This window comes from Candidatus Methylomirabilota bacterium, assembly GCA_036005065.1.
Taxonomy (GTDB): domain Bacteria; phylum Methylomirabilota; class Methylomirabilia; order Rokubacteriales; family DASRDR01; genus DASYQW01.
In genome coordinates, this window is record DASYQW010000130.1 from 1 (window position 1) to 23,246 (window position 23,246).

The following is a 23,246-nucleotide window of genomic DNA, read 5'->3' on the forward strand; positions in this document are numbered from 1 at the left end:
GGCGTTGGCCTCCGGCACGTACACCGCGTCCCCCGCCTCCACCACCACGTTCTGCCGCGGGTCTCCCGTCCGCATCAGCGTGTCCAGGTCCACCGCCACCGGCTGCGGCTCCCCCGCCCGCGGCCGGGCCCGCACCACGTACGCCACCCGGTCCGCGTTCTCCCGAACGCCCTTGGCCTCCGACAGGGCCCCCAGCAGCGTCGTGTAGTTCGTCTTCAGCGCGAAGGATCCCGGTTGCTGCACCGCCCCCATCACCGCGAACTGCCGGCCCCGGTATTCTGTCACCGCCACGTTCACCTTGGGCTGCAGCAGGTATCCCCCCCGCAGCCCGGTCTCCAGCGCCTGCTCCACCTCCTTCACCGACCGCCCCCCGACCGCCACCTCTCCCAGGAAGGGAAAGGTGATCGTCCCCCCCTCGCTCACCCGCAGCGTGCGCGTCAGGTCCTCCTGGGCGTGCACCTGAATCGTGATCTGGTCGCCGGGTGCCAGCTTGTAGTCGTCGGCCGCTTCCGCCGCTGGCGCGGAGAGCGAGACCGCCGGCGGCGCCGGCGCGCCGGGGCCCCGGCCAGATCCCGCCCGCGACGGGCCCGGGCCCGGCCCGGGACTCCCCGCCGCCGGTGTCGCCGGCCCCGCGGGGCTCACGGCCGGGCTCGGCGTCGTGGCGCAGGCGACCGCCGCCATCAGCAGGCCGAGGAGCAGGACGGGACGCGTCCATCGGATGGATCGCATGGGACACCCCCTTGCCTGGGTCGAGCAAGACGGGTGCCATGCCAGGACGCCGGTGACGCCGCTCCCACCGGGCGGCCGCCCCGACGGAATGCACATTTTGCCGCTCGGAGCGCAGAAGGCGGCGGGCCGGCGATGCGGGCGGGTGGACCCGAGCCGCGAGCCGAGCAGCCCTAGGCCGGGATTATTCGCGAGGCATGCCTCTCGAAGCGGCGCGGGTGACGACGGGCTGCGGCGGTCATCGGCCCGGCTGGCCCGGCTGGCTCCGGTCGCGCAGCGTCCGGAGTGCCTCTTCGAGCCGCTTCTGGGCCTCCCCATAGGCGGTCCAGTCGCCGCGCCGGAGCGACTCCTGGGCGCGCGTCCACGCCTCCCAGGCCCGCCCGACGACGGCGTCGAGCCCGGCGGCGCCGGGCGGTGTCGGCGGCGCGTCGGGGGCTCGCGCGATCACCGCCGCGGGCCGGCGCCCGAAGATCGCCTGGAGCGAGGCGTCCAGCGAGTCCTCCATGGCGATCTGGTTCCCGTAGGCGACGAACACCCGCTTGAGCTCGGGGATGGAGCCTTTCTCGGCCCCCAGGTACATGGGCTCGACGTAGATGAGCGACTCCTCGATGGGAATGGCCAGGAGACTGCCGCGGATCACGGCCGAGCCCCGCTGGTTCCACAACGTGAGCTGCTGCGAGATCACGGGGTCCTGGTCGATCCGGGCGGCGATCTGCCGCGGCCCGTAGACGAGCCGCTGCTTGGGAAAGAGGAAGGCCGTCAGGCGCCCGTAGTGCTCGCCGTCCGCCCGCGCGCCCAGCCAGGCGATCATGTTGTCCCGGCGGAGCGGGGTGAAGAGCGTCAGGAGGACGAACTCCTCGCGGGCCTCGCCCGGCAGCCGCATGATCGTGTAGTAGGGCTCCATGTCGCGCTCGCGCCCGCTCTCCTGGCGGCGCGGGATCGACCACAGGTCTTCCTTGTTGTAAAAGACCCGCGGGTCCTGCATGTGGTAGGTCGCGTACATGCGGGCCTGAATGGTGAACAGGCCGGCCGGGTAGCGGACGTGGGCGCGGAGGTCGGCCGGCATCTCGCCGAGCGGTCGGAACAGACCGGGAAACGCCCGGGCATAGGCGCGGACCAGCGGGTCGCGCTCGTCCGCGAGGTAGAAGGTCACCGTTCCGTGGTAGGCGTCCACCACGGCCTTCACCGAGTTCCGCACGTAGTTGCCGAAGCCGGTCACCCGCTCCGAATAGGGGAAGCGGTCGGTGGCCGTGTAGGCGTCGACGATCCAGACGAGGGTCCCGTCGTCACGGATCACCAGGTAGGGGTCGGCGTCGAAGCGCAGGAACGGCGCGATGCGCCGGACGCGCTCGCCGACCTGCCGGTAGTACATCGCCCGGCTCTCGGGGGTGATCTCGTCGCTCAGCAGGATCCGGTACGACGCGAACCGCAGCGACAGCAGGAGCCGCCGCCAGAAGCTTCCCACCGGCACGCCCCCCCGGCCCTGGTAGGTGGTGTACACGTTCTCGTCGCCCGCCGGGTAGTCGATCTCCTGCGACCGCGTGCGCACGAAGACGTAGTCGTTGGCGATCTCGCCGTAATAGATCTCCGGGCGGGTGACGCGCAGCGAGACGGAGGACGCGGGCGGGATGTCCCGGATGAACAGCTCGGGGAGTCCTTCCGAAGTCACGCGGTTGACCGGCCCCACCACGGCCCCGTAGCCGTGCGTGTACTGGAGGTGCTCGTTGATCCACTGGCGATCCGTGTCGCGCCCCTGGGGGTCCCGGGGCAGGTTCTGGTAGGAGAGCTCCCGCGCGGAGAGCATGACTTGCCGGTACTCGCGGTCGATCAGGTAGCGGTCGTTGTCCACGTCGACGAAGCGGTAGTAGGTCCGGATCTCCTGGAGCTGGGCGAAGGTCGCCAGGGCCGGCCCGTGGTCCCACAGGCGGATGTTCCGCAAGGTCGGCGCGTTCCGGGCCAGGTCGGCCGGCTCGAGCGATTCCCGGACCGGGAACTCGCGCTCCTCGATCCGGTCCAGCCCGAAGGCCTGTCGGGTGAGCCGGATGTGGTGGGCGATGAACGGGCTCTCGGCCACCAGCGCGTTCGGCGCGACCCGCAGGCGCTGCACCAGCGCCGGATAGGCCCAGACCCCGACCAGCCAGCCGAGCGCCAGCACCACCAGCCCCGCGAATACGGGACGCGCCCCTCGGCGCAGGATCTGGACCAGCGCCGCGATCCCGCACAGCGCGGCCAGCGCCGCCAGGACCGACAGCGCGGGCAGGGTCGCGTGGACGTCGGTGTACGTCGCTCCGAAGACCGCCCCGCGGTGGGAATAGAGGAGCTCGAACCGGTCGAGGTAGAAGTCGACGGCCTTGGCGAAGAGCAGGAGCGCGGCCAGCGCCAGGAGGTGCACGCGCGCGCGAGCCGTGATCACCGGGCCGCGGGCGGTCAGAACGAGGACGCGGCCCAGGAAGTAGAGCAATGCGGTGGTCAAGAGCGTGACGCCGCCGAGCAGGAACACCCAGTCGAGCCCGTAGCGCCACAGAGGCAGGCGAAAGACGTAAAAGCCGATGTCCCGGTTGAAGATGGGGTCCGCGATGCCGAAGGGCTGGGCGTTGCGGAAGGCCAGGAGCGTCTGCCACTCGCTGCTCGCCGACAGGCCGAAGATCACGGCGAGCGCGACGGTGACGGGCACCAGCGCTCGCCGGAGCAGCGGCTCCAGGATGACGCGGCTCGGCAGCCCGAGCGGCTCCTCGAGCTCCCAGAAGACGTCGGGGGGACGCGCGTAGGCGGCCGCGCGCAGATTCGCTCCCAGGAAGGCGAAGCTCACGAGGCCCACCACCAGGAAGAGCGCCCCCCGGAGGCCCACCACCCCGAGGAACACGCCCTCGTAGCCCACCTCCTGGAACCAGAGCCAGTCCGTGTAGAACGGTACGGCCTCGAGGAGCAGGAAGAGGGCGACCAGCGCGATCACGAGGAGCGTGCCGCGCGAGGTCCTCACGGTCGCTCTCCAGGCGCCGGGATCGCTCGAGCCCGGGACGCGAGCGGGACCTCGGCGCCGGCCGGACGGCTCCCCGGCCCGGCTGGTGATCCCCCCCGCTCCTCGGCGATCTCGTAGGAGAGGCGCCGCCGCACCATCCACCGCACGGCCCACAGGTCGGCGAGCCCGGCCCACAGACGGGTCCAGTTCCCGTACTTGGACCGGCCGGCGCGCCGCGGCCGGTGGCGCACCGGTACCTCGGCCACCCGGAACCCCTCCGCCTGGAGAAGTGCCGGCAGGAAACGATGCATGCCGCGGTAGAGCGGAAGCCGGGTGACCGCCGTCCGTCGGAAGACCTTCAGCATGCAGCCGGTATCGTGGATGCCGTCGTGGGTCACGCGTCGGCGCACGGCGTTCGCCACCCGGGATGCCAGGCGCTTCGTCCACGGGTCTCGCCGCTCCACGCGCCAGCCACAGACGGCGTCGTACGGACCCAGGGCGGCCAGGAGTGTCGGGATGTCGCGGGGGTCGTTCTGGAGGTCGGCGTCCAGGGTCGCCACGAGGTCGCCGCGCGCCGCCCGGAAGCCGGCGGCGAGCGCAGCCGTCTGGCCCGCGTTTCGGCGGAAGCGGAGGACCCGCACCCGGGGATCGGCCGTGGCCAGGGCGGCCAGGGCCGCGAAGGTCCCGTCGGTGGAGCCGTCGTCGACGAAGATGATCTCGAAGGACCGGCCCAACGGCTCCAGGACCTCCACGACCTCGCGGTAGCAGGCCTCGACGTTCGGCTCCTCGTCGTACGCCGGGATGATCACCGACAGCCCGGGCTCGCCCTCGGCCGCACGCGCCGGCAGTCGCCCGACCGCCCCGGGGGCGAGAGGTGCCGGCCGCGCGCGTCCGTCAGGTGGCTCGCCCACTAATAGGAGAGGGCGCCGGGCGGCGGAGCCAGGCCACGGAACCCGTAGCCCCGGTAGATGGCCACGGTGCGGACCAGGAGACCCCGCCGGCGCACGTCCACCCTGAACGGGCCCTCGATCCGGTCGAACGCACCGACGATACGCGTGTCGAGGCTACCCACATTCTCCTGCACGTAGATCGCGTCCCATTGCCGATGCCGCTCGGGCCCCTCCCAGAAGTCGTACTGGTTCAGCCGCCGGCCCAGGTTCACATTATACGCGGGCGGATGCCCCTCCACGTAGAACGCGAGTTCGCTGGTGACCTGATAGCGCTCGGCCAGGAGGAACGTCCGCTCGGGAGCCGGCATCGCGCGACGGTGGGCCCCGACGAGGGCGCCCAGCTCACGCCAGCCCCGGAGCCGCAGCGTCGGATCCAGACGCCCTGGCACGCCCAGGAGCTCGGTGACGTGTCCGAGCGCGCTCACCCCGAGGGCGAGCCCGGCCGCGGCCAGGAGGAACGCGGTCTGAGCGCGGCGTCCCGCCGGCCCGAGCCGCCGCCGGCGCTCGAGCAGCGCCCCGGCCGCCACCAGGGCGAGCGACGGGTAAGCCGGCGCCGGCCAGTTGGCCTGGATCTTCCCCTGGAGCGAGAGCAGGAGGTAGAAGGCGATGACGGGGACGCCGAAGGCGGTGAGGAAACGGTAGGGCTCGCGCCGCCGGACCAGGCCCTCCCGGATTCCGTACCAGGCCGCCCAGGCGAGGAGGCCGGCGATCAGCGGCGTCAGGATCCCGAGCTGGACCCCCACGAACTCGACCAGCTCCACCACGGTCAAGCCGGCGCCCCGGCCCTGACTCGCCACGTGGCGCGCGGAGACCCAGCCATGCTGCGCGTTCCACACCACGGGGGGCAGGCTGAGGACGAGCGCGACAGCGGCCCCGAGATAGGGCCCGGGCCGGCCCAGCCAGGCCCGCGCCTCGGGAGCCCGCCAGAGGTAGAGGACGAGCCCGGGCAGGATGAAGAGCATCGAGTACTTGGCGAGGATGCCCAGGCCCACCGCGGCCCCGGCCAGGATCCAGTCGGCGCCGCCTCGGGCCAGTGCCCGGTAGAGGAAGAGGAGGGCCAGCGTCCAGCAGACGAGGAACGGCGGGTCGATGGTCATCAGCAGGCTGCCCGCCCAGAACAGGGGCGTGAGCTGGAGGCCCACGACCGCCAGCAGGCCGGCTCGCGGGTCCGGGAACGTCTCTCGGCCGAGACGGTAGACCACCAGGCCGCCGGCGACGCTCAGCAGGACGGCTCCCAGCCGGATGCTCAGCTCGGAGGTGCCGAAGGTCGCCGTGAGCGCGTAGATCACGTAGGCGACCAGCGGTCCCTTCGAGTAGTAGGACAGGTCAGGCCGGCGCGACCACTCCCAGTAGTGCGCCTCGTCGGGCGAGAGATCCAGCCCGGCCACCACCAGGTAAATGACTCGCAGCGCGGTGAGCAGCGCCAGGACGACCAGGAGCCAGCGCGCCACGGTCCGGTCGTCCGGCACGATGCTCGCCGGCGGGCCGGCGGGCGCGCCTCCCGTCACTGGCGAACGGAGATCGCGTTGGAGAAGATCCACGGCATCCGCCGGGCCATCCCGATCGGGAACAGGTTCACGTGGAGATCGACCTCCACGCGATAGACGCCCGGGCCCGTCACGGGGATCCGGACCGACGCCCCGCCGGGGCCCTCGTGAGTCACCTCGCCGTCCCGCACGAGCCGCACCACGCTCTCGCCGACGGGCGGCACCCGGACCTCGAAGACCAGACCCTCCGCGAAGCGCATGGTCTCGCCCATGAGGGCCACCCCGCCGGAATGGCGCGCCACGAACCGGAATCCCTCGGCCGGGGCGAAGCCGTCGAACGCGTTGTAGAAGTGACCCGCCCGCATGGCACGGTACACCCGCAAGCGATCCGCCTCATCTCGCTCGAGCGGGTCCCGGGTGACGAAGTGGAGCCGGCCGAGCCGGAAAGCCGTCTCGTGCGACGGGAAGCGGACCCCCGTCTCCTCGGTCAGCGCGATTCCGCCGTGGGCGTCGAGCCCGAGGACGCCGATCGTCGGGCGCTCGCGCGCCATGCGGTCCCACAGCCCGATCCCCGGCCGAGGCCAGTGGATCACGGATAGCGTCGCCATGACCGGGTTGGCCGGATACGCCAGGAGTCCCACGGCCTGTCGGTAAAGGGGCGCGGCCACGACCTGGTCGAAGACGTCCATCACCTCGATCCCGTCCACCGACGGGATCGCATCCCGCCATCCGAGCCGGGGATGATCGGGGTGCGCCAGGAGGACGATCGCCTCGACGCTCCGGTAGTGCGCGAGGAGGGCGTTGACGGACACCTCCCGGGCCTTGACCGCCAGGTCGGCGGGTGGATCGAGGACCAACAGATACCCCGAGCCCGTCGTGACCTCGGCCCCGACCAGAACCAGCGTCGGCCCGTACCAGCGCTCCTTGCCCTCGGCGAGCGGCGCCAGCGTGTTGTGGTCGGTGAGGAGCACGACCCGCACACCCACCCGCGCCGCCGCCGCCGCGATCTCCTCGACGCTGCCCTGCCCATCGTGGGAATACGCCGAGTGAACGTGCAGCACGGCGGAGTATTCGGCCAGGTCCGACGGGGGAGGCCACCCGGGCGGGCTCGGCAGCGGCCCGAGCCGGGCCGCGCCCGCGTACCCGGCCAGGAGCAGCCCGACCAGGACCCCGCCGATGAGGAGCCGGCGGCGCCCCCGCCCCGCTTTCCCAGGCGCATCAGGGCGGGACGCCTGAGGGACGCGGCTCAGGTCCCGTGCGTCCAGGACGACAGATACGACTGTTGCGCCGCGGTCAGCCGGTCGATCTCGACGCCCATTGACGCGAGCTTCAGGCGGGCGATGGCACGATCGATGTCCTGCGGCACGCGGTAGACCCGGCGTTCCAGGCGCCCCCGCTCGCGCACCAGGTGCTCGACCGACAGGGCCTGGTTCGCGAAGGACATGTCCATGACGGCCGCGGGGTGCCCTTCGGCGGCGGCCAGGTTGATGAGCCGGCCCTCGGCGAGCACGTACAGCCGGCGGCCGTCCTTCTGCGTGAACTCCTCGACGAGCGGGCGCACGGTCCGGCGCGACTGGCTGTGCTGCTCCAGCGCCTCCAGGTCGATCTCCACGTTGAAGTGCCCGGAGTTCGCCAGGATCGCCCCGTCCTTCATCCGCTCGAAGTGCTCGGCGCGGATGACGCCGGTGTTCCCGCTCACGGTGACGAAGACGTCGGCCTGGGCAGCCGCCTCCGTCATCGGCAGGACCTCGAACCCTTCCATGACGGCTTCGAGCGCCCGCAGCGGATCGACCTCGGTGACGAGGACTCGCGCCCCCATGCCGTGGGCGCGCGCGGCCAGCCCGCGGCCGCACATCCCGTACCCCGCCACCGCCACCACCCGACCGGCCAGCAGGATGTTGGTCGCCCGCAGGATGCCGTCCAGCGTCGACTGCCCCGTCCCGTAGCGGTTGTCGAAGAGGTGCTTGGTGTCGGCGTCGTTCACCGCGATGATGGGGAAGGCCAGCACGCCTTCGCGCTCCATGGCCCGCAGTCGGATGACGCCGGTGGTCGTCTCCTCGGTGCCGCCCACGATTTCGGCGATCAGATCCTTGCGATCCCCGTGGAGCGTGGAGATGAGGTCGGCGCCGTCGTCCATGGTCACCTGCGGTCGGGTGGCCAGCACCGCCTGGATGTGGCGGTAGTACCGCTCGCTGTCCTCCCCCTTCTGGGCGAAGACCGGTACCCCGTGCTCCTTCACCAGGGCGGCCGCCACGTCATCCTGGGTCGACAGGGGGTTGGACGCGCACAGGGCCACCGAGGCCCCACCCGCCTCGAGCGTCAGGGCCAGGACCGCCGTCTCCGTCGTCACGTGGAGGCAGGCACCGATCCGGATGCCCCGGAGGGGCTGCTCGCGCCCGAACCGCTCCCGGACCTGGCGGAGCACGGGCATCGCCATCTCGGCCCACTCGATCCGATGCTGGCCGGCCGCGGCCAGGCCCAGGTCCTTCGCGTCATGCTGGGTCGTCGTCACGGTCTTGTCCCTTCTCGGTACGGGCTACGCGTGGTGGACGGGGAAGGACGGATGCCGACCCGTGCTAGAGCCCGGCATCCTCGCGCAGGTCTTTGACGCGGTCCGTCCGCTCCCAGGTGAACTCGGGCTCGCTCCGGCCGAAGTGTCCGAAGGCCGCGGTCTGGCGGAAGATCGGGCGGCGCAGATCCAGGTACTTGATGATGCCGGCCGGCGTGAAGTCGAAGTGACGGCGGATCATCTGCTCGAGCTTGGTGGTCGGGACCTTCCCGGTGCCGAAGGTGTCGACCATGATCGACACCGGGTCGGCGACGCCGATGGCGTAGGCCACCTGCACCATGCAGCGCTCGGCCAGCCCCGCGGCCACGATGTTCTTCGCGACGTGGCGGGCCATGTAGGACGCCGACCGGTCCACCTTGGTCGGATCCTTCCCCGAGAAGGCGCCGCCGCCATGCGGGCACGACCCGCCGTAGGTGTCCACGATGATCTTGCGTCCGGTGAGACCGGTGTCACCCTGGGGACCGCCGACGACGAACCGACCGGTCGGGTTGATGTGGTAGGTGATCCGCTTCTCGTCGAACATCGCGGGGGGGAGGGCGGGCTTGACCACGTGCTCGACGACGTCGGCCCGCAGCTGCTCCAGGGTCACCTCCGGGCTGTGCTGGGCGGAGATGACGACGGTCTCGACCCGGAGGGGCTTGCCGTCGACGTACCGGACGCTGACCTGCGACTTGCCGTCCGGCCGGAGGTACGGGAGCACCCCCTCGCGGCGGACCTGGGACAGCCGCCGGACGAGGGCGTGGGCGAGGGAGATCGGGGCCGGCATCAGCTCGGGCGTCTCCGTGCAGGCGTACCCGAACATGAGGCCCTGGTCTCCCGCGCCGAGCCGGTCCACGCCCAGGGCGATGTCGGGGGATTGCTCGTCGATGGACACGATGACCCCGCAGGTCTCGTAGTCGAATCCGAACTTGGCCCGGGTATACCCGACGCCCTTGATCGTCTCCCGCGCGATGCGGGCGATGTCCACGTAGCACGAGGTGGTGATCTCGCCCGCGACGACGACGAAGCCGGTGGTCAGGAGACACTCGCAGGCCACCCGTCCGGTCGGGTCCTGCTCCATGATCGCGTCCAGGACGGCGTCCGAGATCTGATCCGCGATCTTGTCGGGGTGTCCCTCGGTCACCGACTCCGAGGTGAACAGGTACTCGTCGTGCGCCATGGGGAGCCTCCTCGCTCACCTGATTCCCGGGCCCGCGCGCCGGAACAACCCGCGTAGTGTAGCACGAGCGGACGCGGACGCTCAAGAGAAGCGGGCGAGGCTGCCGAGGCAACCGCCGACGCGGAGCCACGGCCGCCGGCGCTACATCACTGGTTCAGGCCGCGCGTTCAGACGGCGGGCTCGGCCATCCGGCGCTTGAAGGTCTCGATCGCCTCCATCGCCCACGGGTCCACGCCCCGCAGGACGGCGAGGTAGTAGCTCACCCAGTCGCCCCACAGCACGAGCGAGAGCAAGCGCGCGAGCGGCCCTTCGCCCCGCGCCCAGACCTCGTGGGTCGGCGCCCGGGATTCGAGCAGCGCCCGGGTCAGCGCGGCGCGGCGCGCGACTCGTGGATGCTCCGCGCGGTCGCGCAGGAACACGACGGCCCACTCGCCCCCTGTCCCCCCGGCCCAGGCCTCGATCGCATTGTGGTTCATCTCCGGCAGCACCCCGGACCCGGCGAGCACCTTGGCATTCTCCTCGAGCTGCGTCCGCCACCGGTAGGCCACGGCTCCCGCCGGATCGGCGCCGTAGATCACGGGGATCCGCCCGGCCAGGCTGGCGGCCAGCGCCTTGGCGGGGTTCTCCGCGGCGGGCACCTCGGGCGCCAGCTCCCCTCCGAGGGCCTTCAGGACACGGATCGCCTCCTCGCGCTCGCCCTCGCCCCCGAGCGAGGCCCCGAGCGTCTCGAGCAGCGCCAGGACCGGCATCAGGAGATAGGCGAGCGCCGCCCGCGGGGGAAAGCCCTCGGGAAGCCGCACCCAGGGGAGCTGCTCCCGCCGGGCCCGCTCGCCCAGCTCGCCGCCGGAGCTCACCACGAGTGCCCGCGCGCCCCGCTGTCGGGCCGCGTCGAACGCGGCGAGCGTCTCCTCGGTCTGGCCGGAATAGCTCGACGCCACCGCGAGCGTGTCGGACCCGACCCATGCGGGAACGCCGTATCCCCGCACCACCTGCACGGGGAACGGCGCCCGCTCGTGGCAGAGGCCCTGGAGGAAATCCCCGGCCACCGCCGAGCCCCCCATGCCGAGCATGAGGACGGCCCGCGGCCGGCCGCCGTCGAGGCGGATCCCGTCGGCCAGCCGGATCGCCTCGGCGACCTGGCCCGGGAAGCCGCGCAGCAGCTCGCGGAAGCCGCGGCCATCGACGGCGGCGTGCCGCTCCGGGTCGTCCAGCCGCGCCTTCACCGCGCTCCCCTACGCGTCGCGGTCCACATCGCGATGGGTCACCGTGAGCGGCAGCCCCTGGGCCTCGACGAATTCCCGCAGCTCTTCGATTAGCGCGACCGAGCGGTGGCGGCCTCCGGTACAGCCCACGGCGACGGTCAGGTGCGCCTTGCCCTCGCGCTGGTAGCGCGGCAGCAGATAGGCGAGGAGGTCGCGCACGCGCCCGACGAACTCGCGACCTTCGGGGTGATCGAAGATGAATCTCCGGACCTCGGGGGACCGGCCGTCCTGAGCCTTGAGCCCCTCGACGAAGAAGGGGTTCGGGAGGAAGCGGCAGTCGAAGACGAGGTCGGCGTCGTAGGGAATGCCGAACTTGTAGCCGAAGGAGACCAGGTTGACGTTGAGGCCGGTCCGGGGCGTCTGCTCGCCGTACAGCTCGACGAGCATCTGCTTGAGCTGGTGGACGGTGATGTGCGAGCTGTCGATCACGCGGTCGGCCAGCTCTCGGAGCTCGGCCAGGAGCTGGCGCTCGGCTCGGATTCCCTCGAGGAGGGTGCTCCCGAGCGGGTGCCGCCGCCGCGTCTCGTGGTAGCGCCGTACCAGGGTCTCCTCGGAGGCCTCGAGAAAGACGATCTCGGTCGCGTAGCCGCGGGCCCGGAGCTCGGCCAGGACCTCGGGGATCGGCGTGAGATACTCTCCCGCGCGCACGTCGACGCCGAGCGCGATGCGCCGGATGCGCCGGGTCGAATGGGCGCACAGCTCGGCGAAGGTGGGGATGAGCGTCGCCGGGAGGTTGTCGACGCAGTAGTACCCCATGTCCTCGAAGCAGCGGATGGCGTAGCTCTTCCCCGCTCCCGACAGGCCGGTGATGATGATGAACCGGAGCTGTTCGGCGTCCTCCCCCGGCGGCTGGCGGCCGTCGTGTACGGTCACTGCCGCCCGGGGCTCACGCGCCGGTGGGTTGGACGAGCTCCAGCTGTCCATCCGACCGCCGGTGCAGCACGTTGACGACACGGCTCCGCGCGTTCAGGAACACGAGCAGGCCGTCGCGCCGGAGGCGCATCTGCTCGATGGCCTCGTCCACGGACATCGGCTTGGCGTCGAGTCGCCGAATCACGACCTCGGCGTCTCCGGTCGCGTCGCCCGAGGCCGGCGGGGGCTCGGCGGCCAGCTCGCCGGCCACGCCGGCGGCCGGCGGCCGGCGCGAGAGACGCGGCTTGCGCGCCCGGATGCGATCCTTGCGCCGCCGCACCTGCTGGGCCAGGTTGTCCACGGCCAGGTCCAGCGCCGCCTGAAAGTCGCCCGCCGACCCCTCCGCGTGCAGGGTCGCCCCCTTGGTCTGCAGCGTCACCTCGGCCAGGTGCCGATAGCGCTCGAGCCCGAGCACCACCCGCGCCTCGGTGATCTTCGGGAGCAGGCGATCCATCTTGGCGACCTTCAGCTCGACGCGGCGCCGGAGCGGGGCACCGACGCCGACACCACGGCCGCTGATGTGGATCTTCATGCCCGGAGCCCCGGTCAGGCCCGTTTGCGGGTCGCGAGTCGGCGCTGGTGGGACGGAAGGATCCCGAGCTCTTCCCGGTACTTGGCGACGGTACGCCGGGCGATCGAGAGCCCGCTCTGCTTGAGGGCGCGGGTGATCTCCTGGTCCGACAGCGGCTTCTGGGCGTTTTCCTGGGCGACCAGGTCCCGGATCATCTTCTTCACGCTGATCGAGGAGACCATGTCGCCCCGGCCGGTCGCGATGCCGCTGTGGAAGAAGAACTTGAGCTCGAAGAGTCCTTGAGGAGTCTGGACGTACTTGTTGGTGGTGACCCGGCTGACGGTCGACTCGTGCATGCCGATGTCCTCGGCCACGTCGCGCAGGGACAGCGGCCGCAGCACCGGCAGGCCGTGGGCCAGGAACTCCTTCTGGAACTTGACGATCGACTCGGTCACCCGGTAGAGGGTCCGCTGCCGCTGGTGCACGCTCTTGATCAGCCAGATCGCCGAGCGGAGACGATCCTCGACGTAGCGCCGCGCCTCGTCTCCCTGTCCCCGGCCCAGCATGCTCCGGTAGTAGGGATTGATGCGGAGGCGCGGGATGCCGTCGTCGTTCAGGACGATGGCGTAGCCGTCCTCGGTCTTGTGGACGTGGACGTCCGGCACCACGTACCGGGTGTCAGCCGGCGCGAAGCGCCGCCCGGGCTTGGGCTCGAGGCCGGCGATCTCCTCGACGGCCTCCTGGACTCGATCCGGGTCCCGCCGGAGCGCCCGCGCGATCTCGGCGTACTTGCACCGCTGGAAGGCCTCGAAGTGCTCTTCCAGGATCTCGATGGCGAGCGGATCCGGCTCGGCCTGCTGGCGCAGCTGGATCAAGAGACACTCGCGGAGGTCGCGGGCGGCCACCCCGGGGGGGTCGAAGCTCTGGACCAGGATGAGGGCCTTCTCGAAGACGGCCCCCGGCAGGCTCGTCTTCTCGGCCATCTCCTCGAGTGTCGCCCGCAGGTAGCCGTCCTCGTCGAGGTTCCCGATGATCTCCTCGGCAGCCGCCTGCACGTCCAGCTCGACCACCGACAGCCGGAGCTGCTCGTAGAGGTGATCCGCCAGGGACGTGGTCGTCCCGACGAAATTCTCGAACCGGGTCTCTTCGTGCTGCTCTTGCTGGACGAGGCTTCGCTCGTCCGGCGGACCGAACATGATCTCCGTGAGGTCGAAGGGCAGGTCCGGCGCCTCGGCGGCCTCGGTGACCGCGGGAGCGTCGGGCGGGGTCGCCTCGGCCGCCGGGCCCTCGGCCGGCGGCTCGGGCGGCGGCGCCTCCTCCGGTGACTCCTCGAGCATGGGATTCTCCGTCAGCTCTTTCTGGAGCAGCTCCTGGAGCTCCAGGGTCGAGAGCTGGAGGAGCTGAATGGCCTGCTGGAGCATCGGCGTCATGACGAGCCGCTGGGTCTGACGAAGCGTGAGACGAGCTTCCATCGCCACGGTTGCTTCTCCTACCAGGACCCCGCGGGGCCCAACGGGCGCCGGTCAGAGTGAAAACTTCTCACCCAGGTAGATCTCGCGCGCGCGCTCGTTGGTCGCGAGCTCCTTCGACGTTCCCGACACCAGGATCTGTCCGTCGTAGAGGATGTACGACCGGTCGGTGATCTCCAGCGTCTCCCGGACGTTGTGGTCCGTCATCAGCACCCCGATGCCCTTCTGCTTGAGCCGAGACACGATGTCCTGAATGTCCGCGATGGCGATCGGGTCGATGCCCGTGAACGGTTCGTCGAGCAGGAGGTAACTCGGCGAGCTGATCAGCGCCCGGGTGATCTCCAGCCGCCGGCGCTCGCCGCCCGACAGGGTGTAGGCGCGCTGCTTGGCCAGTGTTTCCAGGCCCAGCTCCCGCAGGAGGGCCAACAGCCGCTCCTCGCGCTCGCGCGGCGTCAGGTCGAGCGTCTCCAGGATCGCCAAGAGGTTCTCCTCGACCGTCAGCTTCCGAAATACCGACGCCTCCTGCGGCAGGTAGCCGATCCCCCGCCGGGCTCGGCGGTACATCGGAAGATCGGTGATGTCCGTCCCATCGAGCACGATCCGGCCCTTGTCCGGCGGCAGAATCCCCACCACCATGTAGAAGGTGGTCGTCTTCCCCGCGCCGTTCGGACCGAGCAGGCCGACGACCTCGCCCCGGTTGATCACCAGGCTCACGTTGTCGACGACCTTCCGCTCCCAAAAGCTCTTCTGCAGCCCCCGCGCCTGAAGCCCCATTCCCACCTATCCGCACGACGCGGTCCGCTTCTCCTCCTTCTTGGCCGTCGGCTTCGCCGCGTCCGGCCGGCCCTCCTCCCGCTTCGGGTAGAAGACCGACTTGACGCGCTCGCGGGAACCGCCCTTCACCGTGCTGCGGTCCTCGGCGAGCAGGATCTCGATTTCCTCGCCGGTCACCACGTTCTCGTCCTGCCACACCTTGGCGTCTCCGAGGAGCAGGAGTCGCTGCTCGTCGTCGTAGTATTCGGCCCGCCGGGCCGTCCCGGTCCGGCAATCCTCGGTGACGATCTTCACGTTTCCGGTCGAGATGATGCGCAGCACGCGCTCGCCCTTGTCGTCGAGATAGACTTCCATGCGGTCGGCCGTCTGGACCGAGTTGTCCTGCTTGGCCACCACGTTGCCCGTGAAGATCACCAGCCCGTCCTTCCGGGACGCCTCCATCCGATCGGCGTCGATGACGATCGGAGCGGTCGAGCGCTGCCCCGGCTTCCGTTCGGCCGCCTTCGCCCGTTCTTCCGGCTTGGCCTTCTCCTCCGGCTTGGTCGCCGGGGCCTTCGGCGTCGTCGCCCCCGGCCTGGGAGCCGGCGCCCGGGGCTGGGCGCCCGCCGGCTCCGAGCCGGCCAGGCAGAGGATCGCCGCGACCGCCGCCAGCAGGAGCCTGGTTGGGCTCATAGACCGCTCCTTGGAAACAGGGCGAGGTTCGCATTGGCGCGGTTCTGGATCACGACGCGGACGTTCTTCTCGAGCACGGCTTCTTGCTCCCGCATCCGGAGGTCGAGCCCGCGGCCCGTGATGGTGGTCCCGGCCCGCTTGATCTCCACCGCCTCATCCGTATAGAGGTGCCGCTCGTCGTTCCGCCAGGAGATCCCCTGGGTCGTCATCCGCAGCCCGTCGTTGGACGCCACCACCACGTTCCCCGACAGCGACACGTCCCGCTTGGCGTTGTCGAGGACCCCTTCGTCGGCCGTCAGCGTCCACTCCCCGTCCTTGGAGAAGAGCCGCACCACCACCTTGTGCATCACGGTCCGCTGGTCCTTGTCGAACACCTCGGCGCGGTCGGCGTCGAGGGTGAAGCGCAGATTCCCTTCGAGAGTTTCGTTGACGTGCACTTCCTGGATGCGATAGTCCGCCTGCTGCGCGGGTGGCGCGGGGGCCGGCGCGCGGCGGGCGCGGGCCTTCCACGCGACCATTCCCCCCAGCCCGGCCAGGAGGGCCACGAAGCACACGAGGAAGACGGTCGAGAGTCGCCGCATGAGTGCCGATGAGACCCGTAACTACCGGGCCTGATTCGACCCTAGCATAAACCGTGCCTGGTGTAAACGGGCGCCGGCGGGCGCCTCACGACGCCCACATGCCGCGGGCCCGGAGCAATGACTCCAGGACCTCCCGGACGGCACCGCGGCCCCCGCCGGCCCGGCTCACCCAGTCGGCGACGCGGCGAACGTCCGCCACCGCGTCGGCCGGCGCCAGGGCGAGCCCCGCGCGGCGCAGGAGGGGAAGATCGGCGAGGTCGTCGCCCATGCACGCGACCTCGGCGTCCGTGCAGCCGTGGCGGCGTCGGACTCCCTCGTAGACGGCGAGCTTGTCGCCCACGCCCTGGTGGACCTCGCGGATCCCGAGCTCGGCGCAGCGCCGCGCGACCGCCTCGGAGTTTCGGGAGGAGATGACGGCAACCGGGAACTCGGCGGCCGCCGCCCGGGCGAGGGCGAGCCCGTCGTGCACGTCGAAGGATTTCCACTCGGCCCCGTCCGGGCCGTAGTAGACGCGCCCGTCGGTCAGGACGCCGTCCACGTCCAGGATCAGAAGCCGAATCCGTCGGAGCCGGGCCCGCGGCGGTGGCGCGCCCGGGCGCCGGGCGGGCGCCATCACGCGATGCTGGCGCGGAGCAGGTCGTGCAGGTGGAGGATGCCGTCGGGCCGTCCCGCGTCGTCCACGACGAGAAGCTGGGTGATGGCATGGCGCTCCATGAGCGCGAGCGCCGCTGCCGCCAGCTCGGTCCGTCCCACCGTCTTCGGCGCGCGCGTCATGAGCCCGGCCGCCCGCCCCGGCAGGGCTCCCGCCTCGCGCTGGACCGCGCGCCGCAGGTCGCCGTCGGTGATGATCCCGACCAGGACGCCCTCGCCGTCCACGACGGCCGTGCAGCCGAACCGCCCGGCGGTCATCTCGCCGACGACCTCGGCCAGCGAGGCGTCCGTCCGCACTCGCGGCACCGCCGCCCCGCGGTGCATCAGCTCCTCGACGCGGACGAGCCGACGGCCCAGCGCGCCCCCCGGATGGAGCCGCGCGAAGTCCTCCGGGCGGACATCGCGCACCGTGAGGAGCGCCACCGCCAGGGCGTCGCCGAGGGCGAGGGCCGCCGTCGTCGACGCCGTGGGCGTGAGATTCAGCGGGCAGGCCTCCTCGCGCACCGAGACGTCCAGGACGACGTCGCCGTGCTGCGCCAGTCGCGAGCGGGGGCTCCCGGTCAGGACCACCAGCGGGACCCCCAGGCGCTTGATCGATGGCAGCAGCGCCACCAGCTCGTCGGTCTCGCCGCTGTTGGAGAGGGCGACGACCACGTCCCCTCGCACCAGCATCCCCAGATCCCCGTGAACCGCCTCGACGGGGTGGAGGAAGAGCGCCGGGGTCCCGGTCGCCGCCAGCGTCGCGGCCAGCTTCTTCGCCACGAGGCCGGACTTCCCGATCCCGGTCACCACGACCCGGCCCCGACAGGCCTGCAGGAGCTCGACGGCACGGCCGAATCGCTCGTCCAGACGCTCGGCCAGCGCCCGCACGGCGTCCGCCTCGATCTCCAGGACCCGGCGCCCAGCCTTCAGGATGTCGTCGGGGGTCAGGGCCGGACCTCCCGCGCGCCCGACGCCGCCAGGACGCTGGTGATCGCCCGGACGTCCTCGAGGAGCCCGGGGAGCCAGTCGAGCGGCAACATCGTCGGCCCGTCCGACGGGGCCCGGTCCGGCTCTTCGTGGACCTCCATGAAGAGGGCATCCACGCCGAAGGCGACCGCCGCCCGGGCGAGCCCCGCCACGTACCGGCGCTCGCCGCCCGAGCGGGAGCCCTCGCCCCCGGGAAGCTGAACCGAGTGCGTCGCGTCGAAGATCACCGGGACGCCGAGCTCCCGCATGATGGCCAGGCTGCGGAAGTCCACCACCAGGTTGTTGTAACCGAAGGTCACGCCGCGCTCGGTCAGGGTCACCCCATGCGCGCCGGCCGTCTGGAGCTTCTCCACCACGTTCCGCATGTCCCACGGGGCCATGAACTGCCCCTTCTTCACGTTCACGGGCCGGCCGCTCCGGCCGCAGGCCACGAGGAGATCCGTCTGGCGGCAGAGGAACGCGGGGACCTGGAGGCAGTCGAGAACCTCGGCGGCCGGCGAGACCTCGCTCGGGAGGTGGACGTCGGAGAGGACGGGACACCCGAAGCGCTCCCGCACCCGCCCGAGGATCCGCAAGCCTTCCACCAGGCCGGGCCCGCGGTAGGAGCGGAGCGAGGACCGGTTGGCCTTGTCGTACGACGACTTGTAGACGAACGGAACCTTGGCCTCGCGCGTGAGCCCGCAGAGCGCCTCGGCCATCCGGAGGGCGTGAGCCTCGTCCTCGATCGCGCAGGGGCCGGCGATCAGCGCCAGCGGGGCGCCCCCGCCGATCCGGACCGGCCCGATGTGGACTGCCGGGGGTCGATGCTCGGGGCCCACGCCTATCTCTTCACGGCCCCGCGCGCGCAGGCGGCGCCGATGAACCCGGCGAAGAGCGGATGGGGCGCCCAGGGGCGCGAGCGGAACTCGGGATGGAACTGGCTCGCGATGAACCAGGGGTGGTCCGGCAGCTCCACGATCTCCACCAGCTGCTTCTCCGGCCAGATGCCCGACACCCGGAAGCCGTTCTTCTCGAGGATCCGCCGGTATTCGTTGGACACCTCATACCGGTGGCGGTGGCGCTCCTCGATGTGGAGCGTCCCGTACATCCGCGCGGCCAGCGAGTCCTCGGCGATCGTGATGGGATAGAGCCCGAGCCGCATCGTGCCGCCCTTGGCCTCGACGCCGCGCTGCTCCGGGAGGAGATCGATCACCGGGTGAGAGGTGGCCCGGTCGAACTCCGAGGAGTTGGCGTCCGCGAGCCCCGCCACGCGCCGGGCGAACTCGACCACCGCGCATTGCAGGCCGAGGCAGATCCCGAGGAACGGCACCCCGCCTTCCCGGGCGTACCGGATGGCCTCGATCTTCCCCTCGATCCCGCGGTCGCCGAAGCCGCCCGGCACCAGCACGCCGTCCACGCTGGCCAGATGGGCCGGCGCCCCATCCTGGGTGAGCTGCTCGGCGTCGACCCAGCGCACGTCGACCCGCGCCTCGTTCGCGATGCCGCCGTGGGTCAGGGCCTCGGCCAGGCTCTTGTAGGAGTCCTTCAGGTCGATGTACTTCCCCACCACCGCGACCCGCGCCGTCCGTGACGGATTCTTGATCTTGCAGACGATCGTCTCCCACGCCGCCAGGTCGCTGGGGCGTGGAGGCAGCCCCAGCGCCTTCACCACGATCTCGTCGAGGCCCTCCTGGTGGAAGACCAGCGGCACCTCGTAGATCGTCTCGACGTCCTTGGCGGTGATGACCGCCTCCTCCTCGACGTCGCAGAAGAGCGCGATCTTGGACTTGATCCCGGCAGGGAGGAAGCGGTCGGTCCGGCACAGCACGATGTCCGGCTGGATCCCGATCGCGCGCAGCTCCTTCACGGAGTGCTGGGTCGCCTTCGTCTTCAGCTCGGAGGCCGCCTGGATGAACGGGACCAGCGTCAGGTGGATGTAGATCACGTTCTCCTTGCCGACGTCCTTCTTGAACTGGCGGACCGCCTCCAGGAACGGCAGCCCTTCGATGTCACCAACCGTCCCGCCGACCTCCACGATGACCACGTCGACGCCGTGGCTCACGCGCCGGATCGACGCCTTGATCTCGTCGGTGATGTGGGGGATCACCTGCACCGTCCGGCCGAGGTAGTCCCCCTGGCGCTCGCGGCTGATCACCGTGTGGTAGATCTTCCCGGTGGTCACGTTGTGGTCGCGCGTCATGCGGGCGCGCGTGAACCGCTCGTAATGCCCCAGATCGAGGTCCGTCTCGCCGCCGTCGTCGGTGACGAAGACCTCCCCGTGCTGGTACGGGCTCATCGTGCCCGCGTCCACGTTGATGTACGGGTCCATCTTCAGGAGCGTCACCCGGAACCCACGCGCCTCCAGGAGACACCCGATCGAGGCGGCCGCCAGTCCCTTGCCCAGAGACGACACCACGCCTCCCGTGACAAAGACATACTTCATCGCCACGCTCAGCCTCCTCTCCGATTGGGATTCGTTCCGTTCCCGGACCCCACCTCGGGACCGGCGGGATCCAGCGCCGCGGCCTGCCGGACCCAGGCCCGGGCCTCGGCCCGGCTGCGGAGGCGCCCGGCCACCTGCGCGGCCACCAGCCCCTCGAGCAGGTGTCCGAACTGCGGCCCGGGGCGGAGCCCCATCGCCTGGAGGTCTCCGCCCGTGAGCAGCGGCCGGACCGCGCGCCAGCGGGTGAGGTGCTCGACCACGTAGCGGCGGACGCGTGTCCCGCGCGCTTCCACGTGGACCCAGGCCGCCACCGCCTCGGGAACGCCCCGCAGCCGGGTGAACGCCTCGGCGGCGCTCCGCGCGTCCTCCAGGCGCTCGATCAGCGCGCCCGCGCCCGCCCCCGCCTGCTCGACGGCCGCCCGGAGGGGTACCGGCAGCGCGAGCCGATCGAGCCAGGCCCGCCGCGCCTCGGGCCCGAGGTGGCCGCCGAGCGCGAGGAGATAGAGGGCTCGCACCGTATCCGGCGCGAGGGGCAGGCGCGCGGCGCTCGCCGCCACCCGCGCGAGGCGCCGGGCGGCGACCGCGGAGAACCGGTACCCGGGCTCGAGGAGCCGGAAGGCTCCCAGCCGGCCCAGGCGGGCCAGGATCTCGGCGGGCGCCCGCTCGCCGAGGATCAGGTCGAGCTCGGCCCGGAGGCGGTCCCCCGACAGCGCGGCGTACACCGGCAGCGCCGCCGCGGCCGCGGCGAGCCGGCGCGTCGGGCGATCCAGCCGGAACCCGAGCCGGACCGCGAACCGCACGGCCCGGAAAATCCGCGTGGGGTCCTCGATGAACGACAGCGGGTGCAGCACGCGGATCCGGCCGGCCCGCAAGTCGACGAGGCCGCCGACCGGATCGAGCACCCGGCCGGCGCTGGCGCTCGAGACGACGATCGCCAGCGCGTTCACCGAAAAATCGCGGCGCGCCAGGTCATCGGCGAGGGTCGCCGGCTCGACCTCGGGCAGGATGCCCGGGCGCGGGTAGCGCTCGCGCCGGGTCGTCGCGAGGTCGACCCGCGACCCGTCGGACAGCACCACGGTCGCCGTGAGGAAGGCGGCGTGCTGCACGACGCGCCCACCGAGCGCCTCGGCCAGCCGCCGGGCCAGGAGGCGCGCGTCCCCCTCCACGGCCAGATCGATGTCGCGCGGGCCCGCGCGTGCGGGCCCATCACCCCCGAGGAGGTCGCGGGCAAAGCCGCCGACCGCCGCCACCGGCCAGCCGAGCTCGTCGCCGAGCGCTCCCGCCGTCCGCAGGGTGCGACCGGTGCGCGCATCGAGCCGGGCGAGCGCCGCCGGGACGGCCTGCGGCAAGCCCGCCCGCGACCCCGGCTCGCGGAGCACGGCGCCGAGGGGGCGACCCGCGTCGATGACCACGACGAAGGGGGTGGCCGCATCGAGGCGTCGGCGCACTGGGATCTCGGCAGCGCCGCGGCTCACGGCCGGGGCCTCCCAGAGGACGGCGTCGAGCCCGGTCCGGTCGAGCCCCAGGGCGACCGCGCGCTCCAGCGTCGCGGGCGTCGCCCCTCCGAAGCCGCGGCCGACGCGCGCGACCACGAGCCGGGCGCGACGCCGCCGGGCCAGTCGGCTCGCCTCCCCGATCGGGAGCGCCCGCGGGACGACGACCATCGCCCGCGTCATGAGCCCCTCGGCGCGCGGGTCGACCTGGGGGTAGGTGGTGCGCCGGATCACCATGGCGCTCAGTTCAGCACCCCGCTGCGTCCCGTCGTCCCCACGCGGCCACCTCCCGCAGCGATTCCGCCACGGGATCTCACTCCGCGCGCGGGTGGAAGCGGCGGTACATCTGGCGCACCGCGTCCGTGGGCAGATGGGTGTAGATCTCGGTCGTCCCGATGTCGGCGTGGCCGAGCAGCGCCTGCACCGACCGGAGGTCGGCGCCGCCCAGGAGCAGATGGCTCGCGAAGGAGTGCCGCAGCGCATGGGGGAACGCCTGCGGCAGCCCGACCCGGCTGGCGTGGCGCCGCACGATGACCCACAGCCCCTGGCGCGAGAGCGGGCGCCCCCGGTGGTTCAGGAAGAGCGCGCCCGGGTTCCCCCCGCGGACGAGACGGGGCCGCCCGCGCTCGAGGTAGCCCTGAATGGCCCGGCGGGCCGCGCCCCCCACCGGCACGAGCCGCTGGCGGGATCCCTTCCCGTGGCAGACCACGAACTGCCCGTGGAGGTCGAGGTCGCTCGGCTTCAGGCCGACGACCTCGGAGGCCCGCAGCCCGCAGCCGTAGAGCAGCTCGAGGAGGGCTCGATCGCGCAGTCCCGCGGGAGTCTCGTCCCCGGCCGCCTCGACGAGCACTCGGGCGTCGTCCCGCGAGAGCGCGCGCGGGAGCCGCCGTGGAGGCCGCGGAGCCTCGAGGAGCCCCGCCGGATCCTCGGCGATGTGTCCCGCCACGCGGGCGAAGCGGTAGAAACCGCGGATCGCCGCCACCTGGCGGGCGACGCTCCGCGGACCGAGTCCGGCGGCGTGAAGGGCGCCGAGATGGGCTTCGACGTCGGCGGAACGGGCGGTCTGGAGGGAGCGGCGGCGAGAGGCGAGGAAGGCGGCGAGCCGGCGCAGGTCTCGCCGGTACGCGCTCACGGTGAGGGGCGACGCCCCCTCCTCCACGCGGAGGCCTTGGAGGTACTCGTCCACCAGGTCCATCCAGTCATGCCCGCTCGCGAGAGTCCAGCAGGATGCTGACCGGGCCGGCGTTGGCGAGACGGACGAGCATGCGCGCGCCGAACCGGCCCTCCACGACCGGCACGCCGCCGGCCCGCACCCGCTCCGCGACGTCGCGCACGAGCGGCGCCGCCAGGTCGGGAGGCGCCGCACCCAGAAAGTCGGGCCGCCGCCCTCGCCGCGTATCGGCGAGCAGGGTGAACTCGGAGACCAGCAGACAGGCGCCGCCGCTCGTCAGGAGCGAGTCGCCCATTTTGCCCCGGCCGTCGTCGAAGATACGCAGGTGGAGAATCTTGTCGGCGAGGTACCGGCTGTCCTGGGGACCGTCTCCGGCCGCGACCCCCAGCAGGGTGACCAGGCCCCGGTCGATTCTGCCGATCACCTGATCATCGGCCTCGACCGAGGCTTCGATCACGCGCTGGAGCAGGGCCCGCATTCGTTGCCTTACGGCGCAGTATAGCAATCGC

Annotated in this window: 21 protein-coding genes; all 21 read right to left on the reverse strand. The window is 71.8% G+C overall.

All coding sequences use genetic code 11. The features are described 5' to 3' along the window. Positions 1-729, reverse strand: a 729-nt coding sequence (locus VGW35_09230) for a polysaccharide biosynthesis/export family protein (GenBank protein HEV8307836.1), incomplete at its 3' end; no start/stop codon positions are given. 235 nt (positions 730-964) lie between these two features. Then, on the reverse strand, positions 965-3,706 hold the full coding sequence (locus VGW35_09235) for a UPF0182 family protein (GenBank protein ID HEV8307837.1): 2,742 nt from the start codon (positions 3,704-3,706) through the stop codon (positions 965-967). Continuing rightward, positions 3,703-4,494 carry a glycosyltransferase family 2 protein gene (locus VGW35_09240; protein ID HEV8307838.1) on the reverse strand — a complete coding sequence of 264 codons (792 nt, stop codon included), beginning with the start codon at positions 4,492-4,494 and terminating at the stop codon, positions 3,703-3,705. Before VGW35_09240 ends, VGW35_09235 begins: the two co-directional genes overlap by 4 nt. Positions 4,495-4,595: 101 nt before the next feature. Beyond that, on the reverse strand, positions 4,596-6,104 hold the full coding sequence (locus VGW35_09245; GenBank protein HEV8307839.1) for a glycosyltransferase family 39 protein: 1,509 nt from the start codon (positions 6,102-6,104) through the stop codon (positions 4,596-4,598). A 35-nt stretch (positions 6,105-6,139) separates the two neighbouring features. Next, positions 6,140-7,183, reverse strand: coding sequence for a PHP domain-containing protein (locus tag VGW35_09250; protein HEV8307840.1), 1,044 nt, complete (start codon positions 7,181-7,183; stop codon positions 6,140-6,142). A gap of 185 nt (positions 7,184-7,368) precedes the next feature. After that, on the reverse strand, positions 7,369-8,634 hold the full coding sequence (gene ahcY, locus VGW35_09255; GenBank protein HEV8307841.1) for an adenosylhomocysteinase: 1,266 nt from the start codon (positions 8,632-8,634) through the stop codon (positions 7,369-7,371). Between the two features lie 64 nt (positions 8,635-8,698). Next, positions 8,699-9,850 carry a methionine adenosyltransferase gene (metK, locus tag VGW35_09260; GenBank protein ID HEV8307842.1) on the reverse strand — a complete coding sequence of 384 codons (1,152 nt, stop codon included), beginning with the start codon at positions 9,848-9,850 and terminating at the stop codon, positions 8,699-8,701. Between the two features lie 167 nt (positions 9,851-10,017). After that, on the reverse strand, positions 10,018-11,073 hold the full coding sequence (locus VGW35_09265) for a bifunctional phosphoglucose/phosphomannose isomerase (GenBank protein ID HEV8307843.1): 1,056 nt from the start codon (positions 11,071-11,073) through the stop codon (positions 10,018-10,020). A gap of 9 nt (positions 11,074-11,082) precedes the next feature. Continuing rightward, on the reverse strand, positions 11,083-11,985 hold the full coding sequence (gene rapZ / locus VGW35_09270; GenBank protein HEV8307844.1) for an RNase adapter RapZ: 903 nt from the start codon (positions 11,983-11,985) through the stop codon (positions 11,083-11,085). A 13-nt stretch (positions 11,986-11,998) separates the two neighbouring features. Beyond that, positions 11,999-12,556, reverse strand: a complete 558-nt coding sequence (gene raiA / locus VGW35_09275; protein ID HEV8307845.1) for a ribosome-associated translation inhibitor RaiA — start codon at positions 12,554-12,556, stop codon at positions 11,999-12,001. Positions 12,557-12,570: 14 nt separating this feature from the next. Further along, entirely contained in the window at positions 12,571-14,007 is a 1,437-nt protein-coding gene (gene rpoN, locus VGW35_09280; GenBank protein ID HEV8307846.1) for an RNA polymerase factor sigma-54, read from the reverse strand. A 51-nt stretch (positions 14,008-14,058) separates the two neighbouring features. Then, entirely contained in the window at positions 14,059-14,778 is a 720-nt protein-coding gene (gene lptB / locus VGW35_09285) for an LPS export ABC transporter ATP-binding protein (protein ID HEV8307847.1), read from the reverse strand. Positions 14,779-14,784: 6 nt separating this feature from the next. Then, on the reverse strand, positions 14,785-15,450 hold the full coding sequence (lptA, locus tag VGW35_09290; protein ID HEV8307848.1) for a lipopolysaccharide transport periplasmic protein LptA: 666 nt from the start codon (positions 15,448-15,450) through the stop codon (positions 14,785-14,787). Next, positions 15,447-16,031, reverse strand: coding sequence for an LPS export ABC transporter periplasmic protein LptC (lptC, locus tag VGW35_09295; protein ID HEV8307849.1), 585 nt, complete (start codon positions 16,029-16,031; stop codon positions 15,447-15,449). The genes lptA and lptC overlap by 4 nt, the downstream gene beginning before the upstream one ends. 85 nt (positions 16,032-16,116) lie before the next feature. After that, positions 16,117-16,644 (reverse strand): HAD hydrolase family protein, encoded by a 528-nt coding sequence (locus VGW35_09300; protein ID HEV8307850.1) that lies wholly within the window; start codon positions 16,642-16,644, stop codon positions 16,117-16,119. Further along, positions 16,644-17,552, reverse strand: coding sequence for a KpsF/GutQ family sugar-phosphate isomerase (locus VGW35_09305; GenBank protein ID HEV8307851.1), 909 nt, complete (start codon positions 17,550-17,552; stop codon positions 16,644-16,646). Before VGW35_09305 ends, VGW35_09300 begins: the two co-directional genes overlap by 1 nt. Before the next feature lie 56 nt (positions 17,553-17,608). After that, positions 17,609-18,469: a 3-deoxy-8-phosphooctulonate synthase gene (gene kdsA / locus VGW35_09310; protein HEV8307852.1), complete on the reverse strand. Its 861-nt coding sequence runs from the start codon at positions 18,467-18,469 to the stop codon at positions 17,609-17,611. Between the two features lie 2 nt (positions 18,470-18,471). After that, positions 18,472-20,079 (reverse strand): CTP synthase, encoded by a 1,608-nt coding sequence (locus VGW35_09315; protein HEV8307853.1) that lies wholly within the window; start codon positions 20,077-20,079, stop codon positions 18,472-18,474. A gap of 2 nt (positions 20,080-20,081) precedes the next feature. Continuing rightward, positions 20,082-21,803: a hypothetical protein gene (locus VGW35_09320; GenBank protein ID HEV8307854.1), complete on the reverse strand. Its 1,722-nt coding sequence runs from the start codon at positions 21,801-21,803 to the stop codon at positions 20,082-20,084. Positions 21,804-21,879: 76 nt separating this feature from the next. Beyond that, positions 21,880-22,752: a tyrosine recombinase gene (locus VGW35_09325; protein HEV8307855.1), complete on the reverse strand. Its 873-nt coding sequence runs from the start codon at positions 22,750-22,752 to the stop codon at positions 21,880-21,882. A gap of 13 nt (positions 22,753-22,765) precedes the next feature. After that, positions 22,766-23,215, reverse strand: a complete 450-nt coding sequence (gene dtd / locus VGW35_09330) for a D-aminoacyl-tRNA deacylase (GenBank protein HEV8307856.1) — start codon at positions 23,213-23,215, stop codon at positions 22,766-22,768. Positions 23,216-23,246 lie beyond the last annotated feature (31 nt).